This is a genomic window from Mycobacterium celatum, from assembly GCF_002101595.1.
Taxonomy (GTDB): Bacteria; Actinomycetota; Actinomycetes; order Mycobacteriales; family Mycobacteriaceae; genus Mycobacterium; species Mycobacterium celatum.
In genome coordinates, this window is sequence record NZ_LQOM01000046.1 from 182,011 (window position 1) to 201,796 (window position 19,786).

The 19,786-nt window shown below is 66.8% G+C and carries 12 protein-coding genes; 7 read left to right on the top strand and 5 right to left on the bottom strand.

Annotated features, from left to right (window positions below; all coding sequences use genetic code 11):
* Positions 1–459 precede the first annotated feature (459 nt).
* Genes glgX through AWB95_RS20175 form a run of 3 tightly spaced genes read left to right on the top strand, consistent with a single transcriptional unit; the run spans position 460 to position 3,177 of the window.
* On the top strand, positions 460–2,652 hold the full coding sequence (gene glgX, locus AWB95_RS20165) for a glycogen debranching protein GlgX (RefSeq protein ID WP_062539119.1): 2,193 nt from the start codon (positions 460–462) through the stop codon (positions 2,650–2,652).
* The gene (locus AWB95_RS20170) at positions 2,649–2,927 is read left to right on the top strand and encodes a hypothetical protein (protein ID WP_062539120.1); all 279 of its coding nucleotides are present in this window, start codon (positions 2,649–2,651) and stop codon (positions 2,925–2,927) included. The genes glgX and AWB95_RS20170 overlap by 4 nt, the downstream gene beginning before the upstream one ends.
* Before the next feature lie 22 nt (positions 2,928–2,949).
* Positions 2,950–3,177: a hypothetical protein gene (locus AWB95_RS20175; RefSeq protein ID WP_062539121.1), complete on the top strand. Its 228-nt coding sequence runs from the start codon at positions 2,950–2,952 to the stop codon at positions 3,175–3,177.
* Positions 3,178–3,191: 14 nt separating this feature from the next.
* Here AWB95_RS20175 and AWB95_RS20180 read toward each other — a convergent pair whose 3' ends face one another.
* The 3 genes from AWB95_RS20180 to AWB95_RS20190 form a co-directional block, all read right to left on the bottom strand.
* Positions 3,192–3,509, bottom strand: coding sequence for an ESX-1 secretion-associated protein (locus tag AWB95_RS20180; RefSeq protein ID WP_062539122.1), 318 nt, complete (start codon positions 3,507–3,509; stop codon positions 3,192–3,194).
* A gap of 23 nt (positions 3,510–3,532) precedes the next feature.
* Positions 3,533–4,276: an EspA/EspE family type VII secretion system effector gene (locus tag AWB95_RS20185; RefSeq protein WP_232315567.1), complete on the bottom strand. Its 744-nt coding sequence runs from the start codon at positions 4,274–4,276 to the stop codon at positions 3,533–3,535.
* A 92-nt stretch (positions 4,277–4,368) separates the two neighbouring features.
* A complete protein-coding gene (locus tag AWB95_RS20190; RefSeq protein ID WP_139818526.1) occupies positions 4,369–5,196 on the bottom strand; it encodes a hypothetical protein in 828 nt (275 codons plus the stop codon).
* Positions 5,197–5,334: 138 nt separating this feature from the next.
* Between AWB95_RS20190 and AWB95_RS20195 the strand changes: the two genes are divergently transcribed.
* The 4 genes from AWB95_RS20195 (at position 5,335) to AWB95_RS20205 (ending at position 12,931) form a co-directional block, all read left to right on the top strand.
* Positions 5,335–8,613, top strand: a complete 3,279-nt coding sequence (locus AWB95_RS20195; RefSeq protein WP_085168556.1) for an arabinosyltransferase domain-containing protein — start codon at positions 5,335–5,337, stop codon at positions 8,611–8,613.
* A complete protein-coding gene (locus AWB95_RS20200) occupies positions 8,610–11,813 on the top strand; it encodes an arabinosyltransferase domain-containing protein (protein WP_062539468.1) in 3,204 nt (1,067 codons plus the stop codon). The genes AWB95_RS20195 and AWB95_RS20200 overlap by 4 nt, the downstream gene beginning before the upstream one ends.
* Before the next feature lie 114 nt (positions 11,814–11,927).
* Positions 11,928–12,065, top strand: coding sequence for a hypothetical protein (locus tag AWB95_RS23375; protein WP_157011455.1), 138 nt, complete (start codon positions 11,928–11,930; stop codon positions 12,063–12,065).
* A complete protein-coding gene (locus AWB95_RS20205) occupies positions 12,062–12,931 on the top strand; it encodes an SGNH/GDSL hydrolase family protein (RefSeq protein ID WP_139818527.1) in 870 nt (289 codons plus the stop codon). The genes AWB95_RS23375 and AWB95_RS20205 overlap by 4 nt, the downstream gene beginning before the upstream one ends.
* On the opposite strand, the gene AWB95_RS20210 is transcribed toward AWB95_RS20205, so the two are convergent.
* Both AWB95_RS20210 and pks13 read right to left on the bottom strand, forming a co-directional pair.
* Positions 12,928–14,481, bottom strand: coding sequence for an acyl-CoA carboxylase subunit beta (locus AWB95_RS20210; protein WP_062539466.1), 1,554 nt, complete (start codon positions 14,479–14,481; stop codon positions 12,928–12,930). The two genes, AWB95_RS20205 and AWB95_RS20210, sit on opposite strands and share 4 nt — an antisense overlap.
* A complete protein-coding gene (gene pks13 / locus AWB95_RS20215) occupies positions 14,478–19,784 on the bottom strand; it encodes a polyketide synthase Pks13 (protein ID WP_085168558.1) in 5,307 nt (1,768 codons plus the stop codon). The genes AWB95_RS20210 and pks13 overlap by 4 nt, the downstream gene beginning before the upstream one ends.
* Between the last annotated feature and the right edge of the window lie 2 nt (positions 19,785–19,786).

The window sequence follows — 19,786 nt, forward strand, 5'->3', positions numbered from 1 at the left end:
TGAGAGTTCTCGTCGTACACCACGCAGGTTGCGAGCGACCGCCGAGCGCACGGCTCGGCTGTAACCGTCTGCGTCGGCGGCGAAGTGGACGCCAGCAATGAAACAGAGTGGCAGCACCTGCTGACCAACATGGCGGCCTGCGCCGTCGCGCCGGGGCCACTGATGGTCGACGTCTGCGACCTCGACTTCATTGGCGCCGGCGCCTACGCCATGTTGGCTCACGAGGCGGAGCGGTCTAAACACCGCGGGTGCGCTTGTACCTGGTCAGCGATCGGCCGGAAACCACGCGCGCGGTTGCTGCCTGCGGACTGGATGAGTTGCTGCCCGTCGAGACAACGCTCGAGGCGGCAATGTCGCAGCTCACCGACAAAGTTCGGTAGCTAGCCGGTTTGCGGACGTCCCAGCGGGGTATTCGGTCCCGGCTGTTGTGGCGACGCTAGGGAGAGTCGGGATTTATCGATGAGCGAAATGACCAGCTCGGCAGTCGACCCGGCGGTGCGGCGCTGGCCCGGGGAGGCCTACCCGCTGGGTGCGACGTATGACGGCTCGGGCACCAACTTCGCGATCTTCAGTGAGGTAGCAGAAGGTGTGGAGCTGTGTCTTTTCGCCGACGACGGCGAAGAGACCAGGGTGGCACTGACCGAAGTCGACGGCTTCGTATGGCATGCCTTTCTGCCGGACGTTGCGCCCGGCCAGCGGTACGGATACCGGGTGCACGGTCCCTACGATCCGGCGGCAGGCCACCGGTGCAATCCGAACAAGTTGTTGCTGGATCCCTACGCCCGCGCGATCGACGGCAACTTCGAGTGGGATCAGTCGCTGTTCGGTTACACCTTTGGCGATCCGGACAGCCGCAACGACGAGGACTCGGCGGCGCACATGCCGAAATCGGTAGTGATCAACCCATTTTTCGACTGGGACGCCGACCGTCCGCCCCGCCACGCCTACGCGGATACCGTCATTTACGAGGCACACGTCAAGGGCTTGACCCAAAGCCATCCCGACATCCCGGCGCCGCTTCGCGGAACATACGCCGGCATCGCCCATCCGGTGATCACCGAGCACCTGCAGAAATTAGGCATCACCGCGATCGAGCTGATGCCGGTGCACCACTTCGCCAACGATTCCACGCTGCTCGACAAGGGATTGTCGAACTACTGGGGCTACAACAGCATTGGGTTCTTCGCCCCCGACTTCAAGTACGGCTCGGGCAGCAGCCCCGGCAGTCAGGTGAACGAGTTCAAGACCATGGTGCGCACGCTGCATGAAGCCGGCATCGAGGTCATCCTGGACGTGGTCTACAACCACACCGCCGAGGGCAATCACCTGGGGCCCACGATCTGTATGCGCGGGATCGACAACGCCGCCTACTACCGCCTGGTGGACGACGATCCGCGTTACTACATGGACTACACCGGCTGCGGCAACAGCCTCAACGTCCGCCACCCACACTGCCTGCAACTGATCATGGACTCGTTGCGGTACTGGATAACCGAGATGCACGTCGACGGGTTCCGCTTCGATCTGGCCTCGACGCTAGCCCGCGAGTTCTACGACGTCGACCGGCTGTCCACCTTTTTCGAGCTGGTGCAACAAGATCCGACCGTCAGCCAGGTCAAGCTGATCGCCGAACCGTGGGACGTCGGCCCCGGCGGCTACCAAGTCGGCAACTTCCCGCCGCAGTGGACCGAGTGGAACGGCAAGTATCGCGATACCGTGCGCGACTACTGGCGCGGGGAACCGGCCACCCTGGGTGAATACGCCTCGCGGCTGACCGGCTCGGCGGATCTGTACGAACGAACCGCGCGCCGGCCGGTGGCGTCGATCAACTTCGTCACCGCCCATGACGGGTTCACGCTACGAGACCTGGTGTCGTACAACGAAAAACACAACGAGGCCAACGGCGAGAACAACCAGGACGGCGAATCTCACAACAGATCGTGGAACTGCGGGGTGGAGGGACCGACGGACGACTCCGACATCAACGCGCTGCGGTCGCGTCAGCAACGTAATTTCCTGGCCACGCTACTGTTGTCGCAAGGCGTTCCGATGATCTGCCACGGCGATGAACTGGGCCGCTCGCAAGGCGGCAACAACAACGGTTTCTGCCAGGACAACGAGACGACATGGATTCAGTGGGACAAGGCCGACGCTGAACTCATCGACTTCACGGCGACGGTGTCGGCGCTTCGTGCCGCGCATCCGGTCTTTCGCCGCCGCCGCTTCTTCGACGGACGGCCGGTGCGCCGGCGCGGCGCACCGGGCCTGCCGGACATTTCCTGGTTCAAGCCAGACGGATCGGAGATGGGCGACGACGACTGGGACGCCGGTTTCGGCAAGGCGATCGCCGTGTACCTCAATGGCGTAGGAATTCCCGACCGCGATGCTCGCGGTGAGCGGGTGAGTGACGACTCGTTCTTCCTGTGCTTCAACGCCCACCATGAGCCGATCGATTTCGTGCTGCCTGCACGGGAATTCAGCCCGGCGTGGCAGGTAGTGCTCGACACTGCGACGGCCGATCTCGACGACGACAATCCGCGCGAATGCGGCACGGTTGTGCCGTTGCAGTCCCGGGCGATGGTCGTGCTGCAAGCCGCTCAAATCCCCACAGGTGCTTTCGATCAACACCAACCACAGGAAGGTCAACGATGAAACCTATTGCATGCGCGGCGATCGCGGTCACCATGTTGCTGTTCAGCGGATGCTCAGCCTCAGAAGTTGTGAACACCGGCGGCGACACCAAGTGCAAGGACTTCACCAGCCAGGACGAGAAAAAGCGAGACGAAGAGATCAGCAAGATGCTCAAGGACAAGAACGGGTCGCAGCCCAGCGAACTCCAGATCTCGACGACTCGCCTGTCCGTGACGACCTATTGTCAAACAGTCGGCAAGCAAGACAGCAAGGTCTCCGAGGCGCCGCACGGCTGATCACCCTGAAAGAAGGTTCGCAATGTTGCATTCGCTGATTCTCGCCGCCCAGGCAGACCCTCAAGCCGCGGGCCTCATTTTGCGGGGTATCAAGGGGATATTCGTTGCCATCGGAAGCATCATCGCCGCGATCGTGTGCGGGCTGATTGCCGGCATGAAGGGACGCAACCCGTTCGGCTGGGGCATCCTGGGTCTGTTCTTCAGCATCATCACGCTCATCGTCGTCATCGTCATTCCCAGCAAGAAGTGATGACGCGCTTGGCATTAGCCCGGATGCATCTGCCCGTCGAGGTGGCCGCCTTCTTGCCGGTCGGTGGCCTCGTACTGGGCAGCGGCTGAATCCAGTTTCCCGGCAAGGTCATGCGACACCGCTTGCATGCCCTTAGCCGCCTTGGTGCGGGACTGTTCAGCGGCCAATACCGCCGCAGCGGTCAACGAGCACACCAAGCCGTGTGAGCTGCCGACATTCACGCCGGTGCCCCGGGTCGCCATATCGGCTGCGGCGACATCGCTGGCGACCTGGCGATGCTGAGTCGACAACTTGCGCAAATCGCCGGGACTTACCTGTAATTCGCCGCCCATGCGTAATTCCTTTCTGCGGTGGGCTACTGGGCGCCGGTCGGATGCGCGTCGGCCGCGATGCGGTCGTATCCGGCGCCAGCCCGTCGGATCAGCGTCGCATTGTGCGCGGCGTCGGAAGTCATGCGTTCAAACGCTTGAAGGCAGGGAGGCAAGGTGGCGGCGACGGCAGCGACTTGGATGCCGAGCGAGACTGCTTCGCCGCTGCCCGGCGGGATATTCCAAAGCATCGCGGTCAATGCCGGGATGATGGACAGCGTGAGGACGGTCGAGTTGTGGTCGATTGTTTCCCTTGTCTTCTCGACCTGCTCGGACTCGCGGTGCAGGACTTCTTTCACCGTCTTGTCATTTTCCGCCATCTCGGCCGCGCGCTGCTGCTGCTCTTTGTTTCGCTCGCCGTATGTTTCCGACGCGGACCCCTCCCAGCTGTCCGGCGGGTGGGTAGATCCCAGCGTTTCGCCGATCCGATTGAATGCGTTAGCGCCCTTCGCAAATCCGTTTCCCGTTTCCGGGTCTCCAAATCCGAGCATGTTGGCCATGGCCATCATTGCCAGCAGCCCGTTTTCGATCACGGGCAGTTCTGCGGCTTCGGGGATGGTCGCGCCCAGCTTTTTGCCGAGTTGCGTCCCCAAGGTGTGGGTGAAACCGACAAAGTCAGCACCGATTCCTGTCAGCGACCACGCGGTGTCCTTCTCGACGCCTTTTGGGTGGTCGTAGGCAAGACCCTTCCAAAAGTTGAAACTCTCGTAGATGTCCCTGAGGTCGCCCACGCAAAATCCCCTCGCCGAAGCACCTGGCTAGCGCAACTATCGCTCAGGCTACCAATCCTCGGATGGGTTGCCTCACACGAAATGCCAGTCAGTCAAGCCTCGAACTGCGCATCCCGCAATCGCTGTAATGCTCGGCCGTCCGTCAGCTCGACCCGGTAACCGGGGTGCTGCCAATAGAACCGCACCACCTCTCTCAGCGCATCGCCATCGGTCGCGTAAAGGCCCGCCTGCTTCACGGTCATCAGTTTCCCGTTAGCCATCGCGATGGTGATGGGGCACAACGCGTAAGCATGCGAGAAAGTGAGCTTGAACGGACCCCAACCATAGGAACGCTTCGGAGCCACGTCGGTGACTGCGGTGACGTCGGACCACGTACCTCTCTTGGCAACGAGGCCTTCCGCGAAAACAAATCCCTGCGGGGTCAGTCGTACATAGCCCCCGCCCCGGCGTTTGATCATCAGCCACACCAAAACGGCGCATACCAACGCGGGGCCACCGAACATGATCAAGTAATCGCGATGGAGTTCTTCAGGAAAAGGCACAGTCACTATGTGCAGGTGTCCGAGGACTGCCCAGGATCCCAAGACCACGGCCGCGTCGAGCATCAGGACCGCACTAAGCACGTCGAGACGCCGATCGAGACGCAGCGTTGTACCGGACGAGTCCGCCATAGCGCGTGGCGCAAACCTCGCGATGTACAGCCACTGAACGAACGGGATGACGCACAACGTCGTCGCACCGACCAGCAAGGCTGTCAGCAAATAGCGGCCATGTACCACAGCAACAATTGCTGCTCCCGCACAGAACACCGCAGTGCCGCCCGACAAAGAAAGAGCAAGCCTTCGCAGTATTTTGTTTTGCCTGGCTCGGTCGCTTTCTTGGTCGGCCGGCGAAACATGACTCGTGTGCGGGTCGGTCACGGTCGGAGTTTATCGCCGGTGATCCGCCGTTCCGGGCAGCATCGTCAGCAGCCATAGCACCGTCCTATTTGTCCGGGTCCTCAGCGCGCCGCGCGGCGGCGAGCATCGTCGCAGGACGGTCGCCTACGATCGACCCTCGTGCCCCACGACGACGATGAGCGATCGACGCAGCGAATCGCGCGGCTGATCGCCGTCGTCGCGGGAATCGCCGGGGTACTGCTGTGCGGCGTGGTGCCGCTGCTTCCGGTCAAACAGACCACCGCGACGGTCCTCTGGCCGCAGGGCAGCAAAGACGGCCACGTCACCGACATCACCGCGCCGCTGGTGTCGGGCGCGCCGCGGGCGTTGGACATCTCCATCCCCTGCCAGGCGATCGCCACTCTTCCCGCCGGCGGCGGCCTGGTTCTCTCGACGCTGCCCTCCGACGGTTTCGAGACCGGCAAGAACGGGCTGTTCGTCCGCGCTAACAAAGACAGCGTCGTCGTCGCGTTCCGTGACACGGTGGCCGCGGTCGCGCCGCGCCCCGCAATCGCCGCCGGCGCCTGCAGTGTGCTGCACATCTGGGCCGACGCAGGCGGTGCGGCCGCGGATTTCGTCGGGATCCCCGGCGCGGCTGGCAAACTCGCGCCGGAGAAGAAGCCTCAGGTTGGCGGCGTCTTCACCGATCTCAAGGTGCCCGCCCAACCGGGGCTGTCGGTCCGCGTCGACATCGACACCCGGTTCATCACCGCCCCGACCATGCTGAAGAAGGCCGTGATGGGCCTGGGCGCGCTGTCGGTCCTGACCGCGCTCGTCGCGCTCGGGACTTTGGACCGGCAATCCGGGCGTCGCGCGCCTCGCAACTGGCGGCACATCTGGCGGGCGGGAATCGCCACGTGGTTCGCCGACATCGGTGTCGTCGGCACCCTGCTGCTGTGGCACGTCATCGGCGCCACCTCCTCGGACGACGGCTACAACCTGACCATCGCGCGGGTCTCCAGGCAGGCCGGCTACATCGCCAACTACTACCGGTTCTTCGGGACCACCGAGGCGCCGTTCGACTGGTATCCGGCGGTGTTGGCGCACCTGGCCACGGTGAGCACCGCGGGGGTGTGGATGCGGCTGCCGGCCACCCTGGCCGGGATCGTCTGCTGGCTGATCATCAGCCGCTATGTGCTGCGGCGACTGGGCCCCGGCAAGGGCGGCCTGGCATCCAATCGGGTGGCGGTGTGGACCGCGGGCGCGGTGTTCCTGGCCGCCTGGCTGCCGTTCAACAACGGTCTGCGACCCGAGCCGCTGATCGCGCTGGGCGTGATCGCCACCTGGGCGCTGGTGGAAAGCGCAATCGCCAGCCGGCGGCTGGTCCCCGCGGCGGTGGCGATCATCGTGGCGATGCTGACCGCGACGCTGGCGCCGCAGGGGCTGATCGCGGTGGCCGCGCTGCTGACCGGGTCCCGGGCGATCGCCCGGATCATCGCCGCGCGCCGACCGGCCGACGGGCTCCTGGCGCCCCTCGCGGTGCTGGCGGCATCGCTGTCGCTGATCACCGTCGTGGTGTTCCGGTCACAGACGCTGGCCACGGTCGGCGAGTCGGCGCGCATCAAGTACAAGGTCGGCCCGACGATCGCGTGGTACCAGGAGTGGCTGCGCTACTACTTCGTCACGGTGGAGAGCAACGCCGACGGCTCGATGACCCGGCGCTTCGCGTGGCTGGTGCTGTTCTTCTGCCTGTTCGGCGCCCTGGTCGTGCTGCTGCGGCGCGGCCGGGTGGCGGGTCTGGCCAGCGGGGCGGTGTGGCGGCTGATCGGCACCACCGCGGCAGGCCTGTTGCTGCTGACGTTCACGCCGACGAAGTGGGCGGTGCAGTTCGGCACGTTCGCCGGGCTGGCCGGCGCGCTGGGCGCGGTCACCGGGTTCGCGTTCGCCCGGGTCGGCCTGCACAGCCGCCGCAACCTGACGCTGTACATCACCGGGCTGCTGTTCGTGCTGGCCTGGGCTACCTCCGGCATCAACGGCTGGTTTTACGTCGGCAACTACGGGGTGCCGTGGTTCGACATCCAGCCGGTGATCGCCAGTCATCCTGTGACGTCGATGTTCCTGGCGGCCTCGATCGCCACCGGACTGCTGGCCGCCTGGCAGCATTTCCGGATGGACTACGCCGGGCACACCGAGATCAAAGCCACCCGCCGCAACCGCATCCTGGCGTCCACCCCGCTGTTGGTGGTGGCGGCGATCATGGTGCTGGCCGAAGTGGGCTCGATGGCCAAGGCCGCCGCCGTCCGCTACCCGATGTACACCACCGCCAAGGCCAACCTCGCCGCGCTGAAGACCGGTCTGTCCGACACCAGTTGCGCCATGGCCGACGACGTGCTGGCCGAGCCGGACACCAATGCCGGCCTGCTGCAACCCTTTCCGGGGCAGCAATACGGACCGGCGGGACCGCTGGGCGGCGTGAACCCCGTCGGCTTCAGCCCCAACGGCGTCGGCAAGGACCTGCAGTCGGATCCGGTGGTGTCCAAGCCGGGCCTGGTCAACTCCGACGCCTCGCCCAACAAGCCCAACGCCGCGATCAGCGACTCGGCGGGCACCGCCGGCGGCTACGGCGCGGTCGGTGTCAACGGCTCCAAAGCGGCGCTGCCGTTCGGCCTGGACCCGGCGCGCACCCCGGTGATGGGCAGCTACGGCGAGAACAGCCTGGCCGCCACCGCCACGTCGGCGTGGTACCAGCTGCCGCCGCGCACCCCCGACCGGCCGCTGGTGGTCGTCTCCGCCGCCGGCGCGATCTGGTCTTACAAGGAGGACGGCGACTTCTCCTACGGGCAGCAGCTGAAGCTGGAGTGGGGCGTTCGAAACCCTGATGGCTCAACGCAACCCCTCGGCCAGGTCTATCCGATCGATCTCGGTCCGCAGCCGGCGTGGCGCAACCTGCGGTTCCCATTGACGACGGCGCCGCCCCAGGCGAACGCCGCACGCATCGTCGCCTACGACCCCAACCTGAGCTCCGAGCAGTGGTTCGCGTTCACGCCGCCGCGGGTTCCGGTGCTGCAAACCCTGCAGCAGCTGATCGGCTCGCAGGCTCCGGTGCTGATGGACATCGCGACCGCCGCGAACTTCCCGTGCCAGCGGCCGTTCGCCGAACACCTTGGCGTTGCGGAACTTCCGGACTACCGAATTTTGCCCGACCATAAGCAGACCGCGGCGTCGTCGAACCTGTGGCAGTCGGCCGAGGACGGCGGCCCGTTCCTGTTCACCACCGCGCTGCTGTGGACGTCGACCATCCCGACCTACCTGCGCGACGACTGGTACCGGGACTGGGGCTCGGTGGAGTCCTACCACCGCTTCGTGCCGGCCGATCGGGCGCCGAACGCCGTCATCCAACAGGGCGTCGCCACCGTGTACGGCTGGAGCCGACAAGGACCGATTCGAGCATTGCCATGACCGTGACGCAGGAACCCGCCGTTACCGAAACCGCCGACCGTGACGTGCAGGTCGCGCGCTGGGTGGCGACGATCGCCGGGCTGATCGGCTTTGTGCTGTCGGTCGCAACACCGCTGTTGCCCGTCGTGCAGACCACCGCCACGCTGAACTGGCCGCAACAGGGCCAGTTCAAAAATGTGACCGCGCCGTTGATTTCGCAGACGCCGGTCGCGGTGACGGTGACGGTGCCGTGCGGGGTGGTCAGCACGCTGCCGCCGAAGGGCGGGCTGGTGCTGGGCACCGCGCCCAAGCAGGGCAAGGACGCTTCGCTCAACGGGTTGTTCGTCAATGTCACCAGCCAGCGGGTCGACGTCACCGATCGCAACGTGGTGATCGCCAGCGCGCCGCGCGCCCTGGTGGCCGGTGCCCAGTGTCAGCGCGTCGAGATCACCTCTACGCACGCCGGCACTTTCGCCACCTTCGTCGGGCTGCCCGGGCCACCAGGGCAGCCGTCGGGCTTTCCCGACCCGAACCTGCGCCCGCAGATCGTCGGAGTGTTCACCGACCTGACCGGGCCGGCGCCGCCCGGGCTGCGGCTGTCGGCGACCATCGACACCCGATTCTCCACCAGACCAACGGTTTTAAAGCTGACCGCGATCGTGCTGGCGATCGCCTCGACGGTCGTCGCGCTGGTTGCGCTGTGGCGACTCGACCGGATGGACGGGCGCCGGATGCGCCGGCTGATCCCGGGCCGCTGGCACGGCTTCAGTCTGGCCGACGCGACGGTGACCTTCGTGTTCCTGCTCTGGCACGTGATCGGGGCCAACTCCTCCGACGACGGCTACATCCTGGGAATGGCCCGCGTTGCCGATCACGCCGGCTACATGTCGAACTACTTCCGCTGGTTCGGCAGCCCTGAAGACCCCTTCGGCTGGTACTACAACCTGCTGGCGCTGATGACCCATGTCAGCGACCAGAGCATCTGGATTCGGTTGCCGGACTTGGTCGCCGGGCTGTTGTGCTGGTTGCTGCTTTCCCGTGAGGTGCTGCCCCGGCTGGGACCGGCGGTGGCGTCGAGCAAGGCCGCGCTGTGGGCCGCGGGCCTGGTGCTGCTCGCGGCGTGGATGCCGTTCAACAACGGCCTGCGTCCCGAAGGCATCATCGCGGTGGGCTCGCTGATCACCTACGTGCTGATCGAGCGGTCGATGTACTCGGGGCGGATGACGCCCGCGGCGCTGGCGATCGTCGCCGCCGCGTTCACGCTCGGGATTCAGCCAACCGGCCTGATCGCCGTGGCCGCGCTGGTGGCCGGTGGTCGCCCGATCCTGCGGATCCTGGTGCGACGGCATCGTCTTGTCGGCACCTGGCCACTGGTGGCCCCGCTGCTGGCGGCCGGCTTCATGATCCTGCCGGTCGTGTTCGCCGACCAGACACTGTCAACGGTGTTCGAGGCCACCAGGATTCGCAGCGCGATCGGGCCCAGCCAGGCCTGGTACACCGAGAACCTGCGCTACTACTACCTGATCCTGCCTACCGTCGACGGATCGCTGTCGCGGCGGTTCGGCTTTCTGATCACCTTCCTGTGCCTGCTCGCCGCGCTGTTTATCATGTTGCGCCGCAAGCGTGTTCCGGGCGTGGCCCGCGGACCGGCGTGGCGTCTGATGGGTGTCATCTTCGGCACGATGTTCTTCCTGATGTTCACCCCCACCAAGTGGGTGCACCACTTCGGCCTCTTCGCTGCCGTCGGTGCAGCGATGGCGGCACTAACCACCGTGCTGGTCTCGCCAAAGGTGCTGCGCTGGTCACGCAACCGGATGGCATTCGTGGCCGCGGTGTTTTTCCTGCTGGCGTTGTGCTTCGCCACCACCAACGGCTGGTGGTACGTGTCCAGCTACGGCGTACCGTTCAACAGCGCGATGCCGAAGATCGACGGAATCACCATCAGCACAATCTTTTTCGCGTTATTCGCGCTGACCGCACTGTATGCCACCTGGCTGCACTTCGCTCCCCGTGACCGCGGTGAGGGCCGGCTGGGACGCGCGCTGACGGTCGCACCGGTGCCGATCGCGGCGGGCTTCATGGTGTGCGTGTTCATCGCATCGATGGTGGCCGGGATCGTGCGCCAATATCCGACCTACTCCAACGGCTGGGCCAATCTGCGGGCGTTCACCGGTGGCTGTGGCCTGGCCGACGACGTGCTGGTCGAACCCGATACCAACGCGGGCTTCATGGCGGCGCTGCCCGGCGACTACGGTTCGCTGGGTCCATTAGGGGGGCCGAGCCCCGTCGGCTTCACTCCCGACGGCGTACCGGAACACACTGTGGCCGAGGCGATCCGAATGGCATCGCCGCCCCAGCCCGGCGTCGACTACGACTGGGACGCCCCGACCAAGCTCAAGACGCCGGGCGTCAACGGCTCGACGGTGCCGCTGCCGTACGGCCTCGACCCCGCCCGAGTTCCAGTGGCCGGCAGCTACACGACCGGCCCGCAGCAGGAGAGCCGGCTCGCCTCGGCGTGGTACCAGCTGCCCAAGCGCGACGACGGCCATCCGCTGGTGGTCGTCACGGCCGCGGGCAAGATCGCCGGCAACAGCGTGCTGCACGGGCACACCAACGGGCAGACCGTGGTACTGGAATACGCCCGCGCCGACCTGACGCCGGCCGGGCGGCTGGTGCCCGACGACCTGTACGGCGAACAGCCCAAGGCATGGCGCAACCTGCGGTTCGCCCGCGACAAGATGCCCGCCGACGCGGTGGCAGTCCGGGTTGTCGCCGAGGATCTGTCGCTAACCCCGGAGGACTGGATCGCAGTGACCCCGCCGCGGGTGCCGGAGCTGCGCTCGCTACAGGAGTACGTCGGCTCGTCGCAGCCGGTGCTGATGGACTGGGCGGTGGGGCTGGCCTTCCCGTGCCAGCAGCCGATGCTGCACGCCCACGGTGTCACCGAGATCCCTAGGTTCCGCATCACCCCGGACTACACGGCGAAAAAGCAGGACACCGACACTTGGGAGGACGGCGTCAACGGCGGATTGCTGGGCATCACCGACGTGCTGCTGCGTGCGCACGTGATGGCCACCTACCTGTCGCGAGACTGGGCCCGCGACTGGGGATCGCTGCGCAAGTTCGACACGATCGTCAACGCCGAGCCGGCGCAGCTGGACTTGGGCACCGCGACCCGCACCGGATGGTGGTCGCCCGGACAGATCCGGATCAAGCCGTAATTGCCGCCGAAAGTGGATTTGTTGCACGGTTTTTCGTGATTCGCGTGCAACAACTCCACGTTCGGCAGGGCGGGTCGCGGTTGACGGCGGCCGATGATGGGTACTTTGGACGTCATGCGTGCTGAAGAAGGCGACGAAACCGTCGACGAGCTTGCCGACGAGGCCAAACAGGCCAAGCAGGAGCTCAAAGAGTCCACCGCGACGGGCAAGAAGGTGCAGGAAGAGTCCGAGGATTCCGACGAGCAGCAGTGAGGTCGAGCTGGAGGCTGGCCACTCTTACGGTGTTGTTCGGTGGATTGGCGGTCGCGTGCAGCGTCCCGCCGTCCACTGAAGCCCAGCCGCCTCAACAGCGCAACTACGTCGCGATGGGCGACTCCGTGGCCGCCGCGCCCGGCGTCCCCGAACCCGCGGGGCCGCCCGGGTGCCAGAGGTCGACCAACGACTATCCCTCGGTGCTCACCCGGCGTATCAGACCAACCAGCTTCATCGACGTAACCTGCAGCGGCGCAACCACCCAAGACGTTGTCGGCCGGTCGCAGCCGACCTCCAGCGGCCCGGTGCCGCCGCAGATCGAAGCGATCGGCGCTGATACCACCCTGATCACCATCACCATCGGTGGCAACGACGTCGGGCTGGCCGGTCAAGCGGCCCACTGCCGGGCCGCGTCGTTGGATGCACCGCCCTGCGTAGACAAATTCGTCAGCGGCGGCGTCGACAGCATCTCGGCGGCCATCACCGCGCATGTCCCGGTGTGGGCGGCGATGCTCGACGCCGTGCGGGCCACGGCGCCGCGGGCGCGGATTGTGCTCGTGGGCTATCCGGCCTACATCCGGCCCGGCGGTTGTTTCCCCGAACAGCCGGTGCTGCCGCAGGATGCCGACTATTTCGAGGCTAAGGTCAACGAGCTCGACGACCGGCAGGAGCAGGTCGCGGCGGACAAGGGCATCGACTACTTCGACACCCGGCCGCTGTCGGTCGGTCACGACATGTGCGCCCCACCGGCCGACCGCTACGTCGAGGGGTTTGTGCCCGTCAATCCTGCTGAGCCACTTCACCCTAACGCGATGGGCGCCACTGCCGTCGGCGATGCTCTTGCCGACTGGCTGGCTCGCGGTTAGACCGGGATCAGGCCGTGCTTACGGCCCACCCGCCGGTAGATCTGCTTGTCGCGCAGCAGGTGCAGCGACTTGCGCAGCAGCAGCCGGGTGTCGTGCGGTTCGATGACCGCGTCGATGAACCCGCGCTCGGCGGCGATCCACGGGATCGCCATGTTGAGGTTGTAGTTGTCGATGAAGGACTTCTTGATCGCCTGCGCCTCGGGCGTGTGTGGGTCGGGGAACCGCTTCATCAACAGTTGCGCGGCGCCCTCGGCGCCGATCACCGCGATGCGCGCGGTGGGCCACGCGTAGTTAAAGTCGGCGGTCAGCTGCCGCGAGCCCATGACCGCGTAGGCGCCGCCGTAGGACTTGCGGACCGTGATCGTCACCTTCGGCACGTCGGCTTCCACGACGGCGTACAGGAACCGCCCGCCGCGCTTGATGATGCCGTTCTTCTCCTGCTCGGCGCCGGGCAGGAATCCGGGCGTGTCGACGACGAACACCAGCGGCACGTCGAACGCGTCGCAGAAGCGGATGAACCGCGCCGCCTTGTCGGAGGCCTCGTTGTCGATCGAGCCCGACAGGTGCATCGGCTGGTTGGCCACCACGCCGACCGGGCGCCCGTCGACCCGGGCGAACCCGGTGATGATCGCCGGCCCGGCCTGCGCGGCGACGTCGAGGAAGTCGCCGTCGTCGAAGATCCGCAGCAGGATCTCGTGCATGTCGTAGGCCATGTTGTCCGAGTCCGGCACGATCGAGTCGAGTTCCAGGTCGGTCGGGGTGATCTCCGGCTCCAGACCGGGGTTGACGATCGGCGGCTTGTCGAAGCAGTTCGACGGCAGGAACGACAGGAAGTCGCGCACGTACTGGAACGCCGCCGCCTCGGAGTCGACGACCTGGTGGATGTTGCCGTAGCGGGCCTGGGCGTCGGCGCCGCCGAGTTCGTCGAGGCTGACCTCTTCGCCGGTGACTTCCTGGATCACGTCCGGTCCGGTGACAAAGAAGTAGCCCTGGTCGCGCACCGCGACCAGCAGGTCGTCCTGGATTGGCGAATACACCGCTCCCCCAGCGCATTTGCCGAGGATGATGGAGATCTGCGGCACCAACCCGGACAGCGCCTCGTGGCGCCGGCCCAGTTCGGCGTACCACGCCAGCGAGGTCACCGCGTCCTGGATGCGGGCGCCGCCGGAGTCGTTGATGCCGATGATCGGGCAGGCCACCATCGCGCACCACTCCATCAGGTCGGCGACCTTGCGCCCAAACATCTCACCGACCGAGCCGCCAAACACGGTCTGGTCGTGGGAGAAGACCCCGACCGGCCGGCCGTTGATGGTCCCGCGGCCGGTGACCACGCCGTCGCTGTAGGGCGCGTTGGGATCGCCCGGAGTGCGGGCCAGCGCGCCGGTCTCGAGGAAGCTGCCCGGATCCAACAGTTCATAGACGCGGGAGCGGGCGCTCGGGAGGCCCTTCTTGTCGCGCCTGGCGATTGCCTTCGGATCGCCGGGTTCCTTGGCCAGCTCCAGCTTTTCCCGGAGTTCGGCCAGCAGTTCGGCGGTCGTCTTGGTGGTCACTTGCGCGCCTTCTCCTCAGCTTCGATCCTGTTGAGCACCTGGGTCATATGTGCGCCGACCTTGGCGATGATCGGCTCGTCGATCACCTGGATGTGTTCACCGCCCACCGGCACCACCTCGAGGTCCGAAACGTACTCGCCCCACCCGCCGTCGGGTTTACGGGTGGCGTAGCGCGGCTCGAACATGATCGCGTCGTCGTGATAGCGGTCGGCCATGTAGAGCGTGACATGCCCGTCGTAGGGCTGGATCTGGGCGGTGTCGATGGCCCGCTGGTCCAGATACGACGTGCGCTGGTGCTCGATGATGCCGCCCGGAATCTGCACGCCGCTCTGTTTGACCGCCTCGAGGACAAAGCGCACCTGGCCCTCGTCGTCGAGTTCTTCCAGCTGCTCGTAAGGGATTTCAGGGATCTGCACGTTGAAGGTGCGCTCGGCGAAGCGGGCGTAACGCTCCCAGCGCTTGCGGGTCTCCTCCTTGGTCTGCGGGATCTCCTCGCCCGGGCGCACCGCGTCGATCAACCCGACGAACGGCACGTCGGCGCCCTGCTGCCGCAGGCCGATCGCGCAGGCGTAGGCCAGCGCCCCACCCAGCGACCATCCGGCCAGCACAAAGGGCCCATTGCCTTGCAGTTCAAGGAGTTTGGGCACGTACTGCGCGGCCCGCTCCTCGATGGTGCCCTCGACGCGCTCGAATCCGTACATCGGCGTGTCGGCCGGCAGCCGCTTCAGCAGCGGCTCGTAGACCACCGTCGACCCGCCGGCGGCGTGGAACACGAACACCGGGACCTTGGCGGAGCCTTCCGGCCGGGCCCGCAGGATGCGCACGAAGCCGTCGATCTGGCCTGCCTCCAGGTACTCGCGCACCGTGGTGGCGAGCTCCTCGATGGTCTGCGCGGACTTGACGTCCTCGGCGCTGATCGGGCCCTCGGCGCGCTCGGAAAGCCGTTGGGCCATCTTGGCGGCCGCGTCGTCGTCGAGCGTCGGCAACGGGTTGAAGATGCCACCCGGCGACTTTCCGGTGACGATCGCCCAGGTGGCGAACGTGACCCGCTCGGCGGCATCACGCGGCGGCACGTCGGAACCCAGCGCCTCCGCGACCGCCTGCTGGTTGAGCGCGGCCGCGGCCCCCGCCAGGTTGGGCTGCGCCGACGGGCCAGCGGGGTCGGTGGGCGGCGGCGGGACCGGCACATCGGAAACCGGCGGCGCCGCTTGGGTTTCCGGCTCCGCTTGCGGATCGGGAGCCTGCGTCACGCTGGCCGGCGTTGCGCCGGACAGCAATGCCGCCTGCTCCTTGGCGATCTCCTCTGCGGTCAGCGTCTTCTGGTGCTCGTGCAGCTCCTGCACCTCGTCGCGGTGCTCGATCGCGTACTTGATGAGTTCCTCGATGTTGTACAGGTTGGCGTCGCGGACCGCCTGCAACTGGATCGGCGGCAAGTCGAAGTCGTACTCGACGCGGTTCTTGATCCGCACCGCCATCAGCGAATCCAGGCCGAGCTCGATCAGCGGGACCTCCCACGGCAGATCCTCGGGTTCGTAACCCATCGCCATCGACACGATCGTCGCCAGCCGGTCGTGCACCGTCTCGCCGGAATCCGGCGACCACTTGCGCAAGTCGCCGGTCTGGCGCGCGGTCAAGCTGTCATGCAGGACCTCGGCATCCGGTTCGGCTTCGGCAGCCTCGGCAGCAGGTGCGCCGTTGGTTGGCGCTGCGGTGACGGGTGCAGCCACTGCGGCACCGGCGCCGACCGCCGTCGGCAACACCGCCGCTTGCCCGCCCCGGGACACCAGCGCGTCGTAGACCAACGTGAACGACTCGTCGATGCGCGCATGCACCTGAACCGCGGCGCCGCCGGGATGGCGGGTCAGCGTCGTCACCAGCCGGGCGTTCTCGGCGGGCACCGCCCGCTGCTCGGACGCCGTCAGCTGCGCATCCGGAATCACCGCAGCCGCAGCGGCTTTCACCAGAGCGGCCAGGTCGGTCTCGCCGCGCGGCGCGTACTCCCACACGTGCCGGCCGTCGGGCAACGCCACGTGGTTGCCCGGCATCATCACCGACGCGTCGCCGGAGAAGTGTGCGTCGAGCCAGTGCTCCTTGCGGCGGAACCGGGTCGGCGGGATGTTGGCGTAGTCCTCCGGCCCGGCGGCACGGGTGAACAACGTGCGCATGTCGAGGTCGTGGCCGTAGACGAACAACTGCGCCATCGCCGTGGTCATCGCGTCGACTTCGTCGACCTTGCGGGCCAGCGTCGAAATCAGTTGCGCGTCGGGCAATCCCGCGGCGGCGGTGGTCAAGCCAACCTGCATCAGCGCCACCGGGTTGGGCGCCAGCTCCAAAAACGTGGTGTACCCGGACTCGACGGCGTTGCGGACGCCCTGGGTGAAGTACACCGAATGGCGCAGCCCCTTCTTCCAGTAGTCCACGTCGTGGATCGGCTCCCCCCCGGGCCGGATGTAGGTGCCCTCGTGCACGGTGGAGAAGTAGCCGCAGGCCAGCGGCATGGGGTGGATGCCCTGCAGCTCCGCGGTGAACTCGCCCAGCAGCGGGTCCATCTGCGCGGTGTGGCTGGGGCCCTTCGTCTGGAACTTACGGGCGAACTTCCCCTCGGCTTCACAGCGGGCGATGATCGCGTCGACCTGTTCGGGCGGACCGCCGATGACCGTCTGGTTCGGTGCGGCGTAGACGCACACCTCCAGGTCGGGGAAGTCGGCGAAGACCGTCTTGATCTCCTCGGCGGAGTACTCCACCAGCGCCATCAGGCGGATGTACTCACCGAACAGCATCGCCTCGCCCTCGCCCATCAGCCGGGCGCGCGGGACGATGATACGGACGGTGTCGCGCAGCGAGAGCCCGCCGGCGAAGTAGGCGGCCCCCGGCTCGCCCAGCGACTGGCCTATCACCGCGGCCGGCTTTGCGCCGTGCGCTTTGAGCACCTCGCCAAGCGCGATCTGGATTGCGAAGATCACCAGTTGGACGGCCTCGATGGGATATTCGACGGTATCGCCGGTGTAGTCCACCGCATCGTCGAGGATCATTTCGAGAATGGAGACGCCGCGCTCGTCTTGGATCAAGGCGTCGATCTTGTCGATCCACTCCGCGAAGATCGGGTCGCGCAGGTAAAGGCTCTTGCCCATCTTGCGGTGTTGTGCACCGAAACCGGCGAGCACCCACACCGGCCCATTGGTCACCGGGCCGTCGGCGGAAAACACGTTGGGCCGCTGCTTGCCCTCGGCGATCGCGCGCAGGCCCTTGATGGCCTCGTCGTGGTCGCGGGCCAAAACCACTGCGCGAGAACGGCCGTGGTTGCGCCGCGACAGCGACCGGCCGATCGACTCCAGCGACGACGCCCGCCCTTCCGGGCTTTCCATCCAGTCGGCCAGCTCGGCGGCCGCGGCCTTCTTGCGGGACGTCAGAAACGCCGACACCGCCAGCGGCACCAGCGGGCCCTGCTGCTCGGATGCCGCGAGCTCTTCTGCCGCAGCCTCTTTGAGCCGCCTGGCTTCCTCGGTGAGGCCGGGCAGTTCGGGTTCTTCTTCGACGGCCGGTGCGCCGTTGTCACCGATGAACTCGCCGTACTCGTCGAAGCGCACATGCTCGACGGGCTGCTCCTCGGTGGACGTCGCTTCCTCCACGGGCTCCGGCTCCCGCTCGACGACGTCGCGCGGCAATACCTCGCGCAGCACCACATGCGCGTTGGCGCCGCCGAAGCCGAAGCTGGACACCCCGGCCACCGCGTAACCGCCGTAGCGCGGCCAATCTGCCACGGTGTCAAGCACTTTCAGGTGTGCCCCGTCGAAATCGATGTACGGATTGGGCCCGGCGTAGTTGATCGACGGCGGCAGCTTGTCGTGCTGCAGCGCCAGCACCATCTTGGCCAGGCTGGCCGCGCCGGCGGCCGACTCCAGGTGACCGATGTTGGTCTTGATCGCGCCCAGCAGGGCCGGCTTGTCGGCGGGCCGGCCGCGGCCGACGACGCGGCCCAGCGCCTGGGCTTCGATCGGGTCGCCCAGCACGGTGCCGGTGCCGTGGGCCTCGATGTAGTCCACGGTGCGCGGGTTGATGCCGGCGTCCTTGTAGGCCCGGCGCAGCACGTCGGCCTGGGCGTCCGGGTTGGGGGCGATCAGGCCGTTGGACCGGCCGTCGTGGTTGACGGCGCTGCCGGCGATCACGGCCAGGATCTGGTCGCCGTCGCGGCGAGCGTCGTCGACCCGCTTGAGCACCAGCATGCCGCCGCCCTCGGAGCGGGTGTAGCCGTCGGCGTCGGAGGAGAACGACTTGATCCGGCCGTCGGGCGCCAGCACCTGGCCGATCTCGTCGAACCCGAGGGTGACCACCGGGGTGATCAGCGCGTTGACGCCGCCGGCGACGGCCACGTCGCACTCGCCGCTGCGCAGCGCCTGCACCGCCTGGTGCGTGGCGACCAGCGAGCTCGAGCACGCGGTGTCGACAGCCACCGACGGGCCGTGAAAGTCGTAGAAGTACGAAACGCGGTTGGCGACAATCGAACTCGCGGTGCCGGTGATCGCATACGGGTGCGCGACGGTCGGGTCCGACATCGCCAGGAAGCTGTAGTCGGCGACCGAGGTGCCGATGTAGACGCCGACGGCCTCACCGCGCAGGCTCGACGCCGGGATGCGGGCATGCTCGAGCGCCTCCCAGGTCAGCTCGAGCGCCATCCGCTGCTGCGGATCGATGTTGTCGGCCTCGGTCTTGGAGAGCGCGAAGAACTCCGAATCGAAGCCCTTGATGTCCTTGAGGTAGCCCCCGCGGGTGCGCGCTTTTTTGACCCGCTCGGCAATCCGCGGCTCCTCCATGAACTCCGACCAGCGGCCCTCGGGCAAGTCGGTGATCCCGTCGCGGCCCTCGAGCAGCGCCTGCCAGGTCTCCTCCGGGGTGTTCATGTCGCCGGGGAAGCGGGTGGCCAGGCCCACCACGGCGATGTCGACCCGTTCGACGGGCCCGCTTCGCGTCCAGTCAACGTCGTCGTCGCCGGCGGTAGTGTCCTCCGGGTCACCCTCGACGATCCAGGTCGCCAGCGATTCGATGGTCGGATGCTCGAAAGCGGCCGCGATCGACACCGTCACGCCGGTGCGGTCCTCGATGTCGGCGGCCATCGCGACGGCGTCGCGCGACGACAGGCCCAGCTCCACCAACGGGGTGGCCTCGTCGACCGCGTCGGGCGACCGCCCGGTGGCTTTGGCGACCCACTCGCGCAGCCACTGGCGCACCTCGGCGACGGTCATGTCGGTACGGGCGGGCTTGACGGCGCCGTCCGCTGGTTGCGTGTCGGTGTCTGTTTCAGTCATAC

Excerpts from the sequence above, each read along its gene's own strand:
- glgX (WP_062539119.1), top strand. The coding sequence starts at position 460 with ATGAGCGAAATGACCAGCTCGGCAGTCGACCCGGCGGTGCGGCGCTGG.
- AWB95_RS20170 (WP_062539120.1), top strand. The coding sequence starts at position 2,649 with ATGAAACCTATTGCATGCGCGGCGATCGCGGTCACCATGTTGCTGTTC.
- AWB95_RS20175 (WP_062539121.1), top strand. The coding sequence starts at position 2,950 with ATGTTGCATTCGCTGATTCTCGCCGCCCAGGCAGACCCTCAAGCCGCG.
- AWB95_RS20180 (WP_062539122.1), bottom strand. The coding sequence starts at position 3,509 with ATGGGCGGCGAATTACAGGTAAGTCCCGGCGATTTGCGCAAGTTGTCG.
- AWB95_RS20200 (WP_062539468.1), top strand. The coding sequence starts at position 8,610 with ATGACCGTGACGCAGGAACCCGCCGTTACCGAAACCGCCGACCGTGAC.
- AWB95_RS23375 (WP_157011455.1), top strand. The coding sequence starts at position 11,928 with ATGCGTGCTGAAGAAGGCGACGAAACCGTCGACGAGCTTGCCGACGAG.
- pks13 (WP_085168558.1), bottom strand. The coding sequence starts at position 19,784 with ATGACTGAAACAGACACCGACACGCAACCAGCGGACGGCGCCGTCAAG.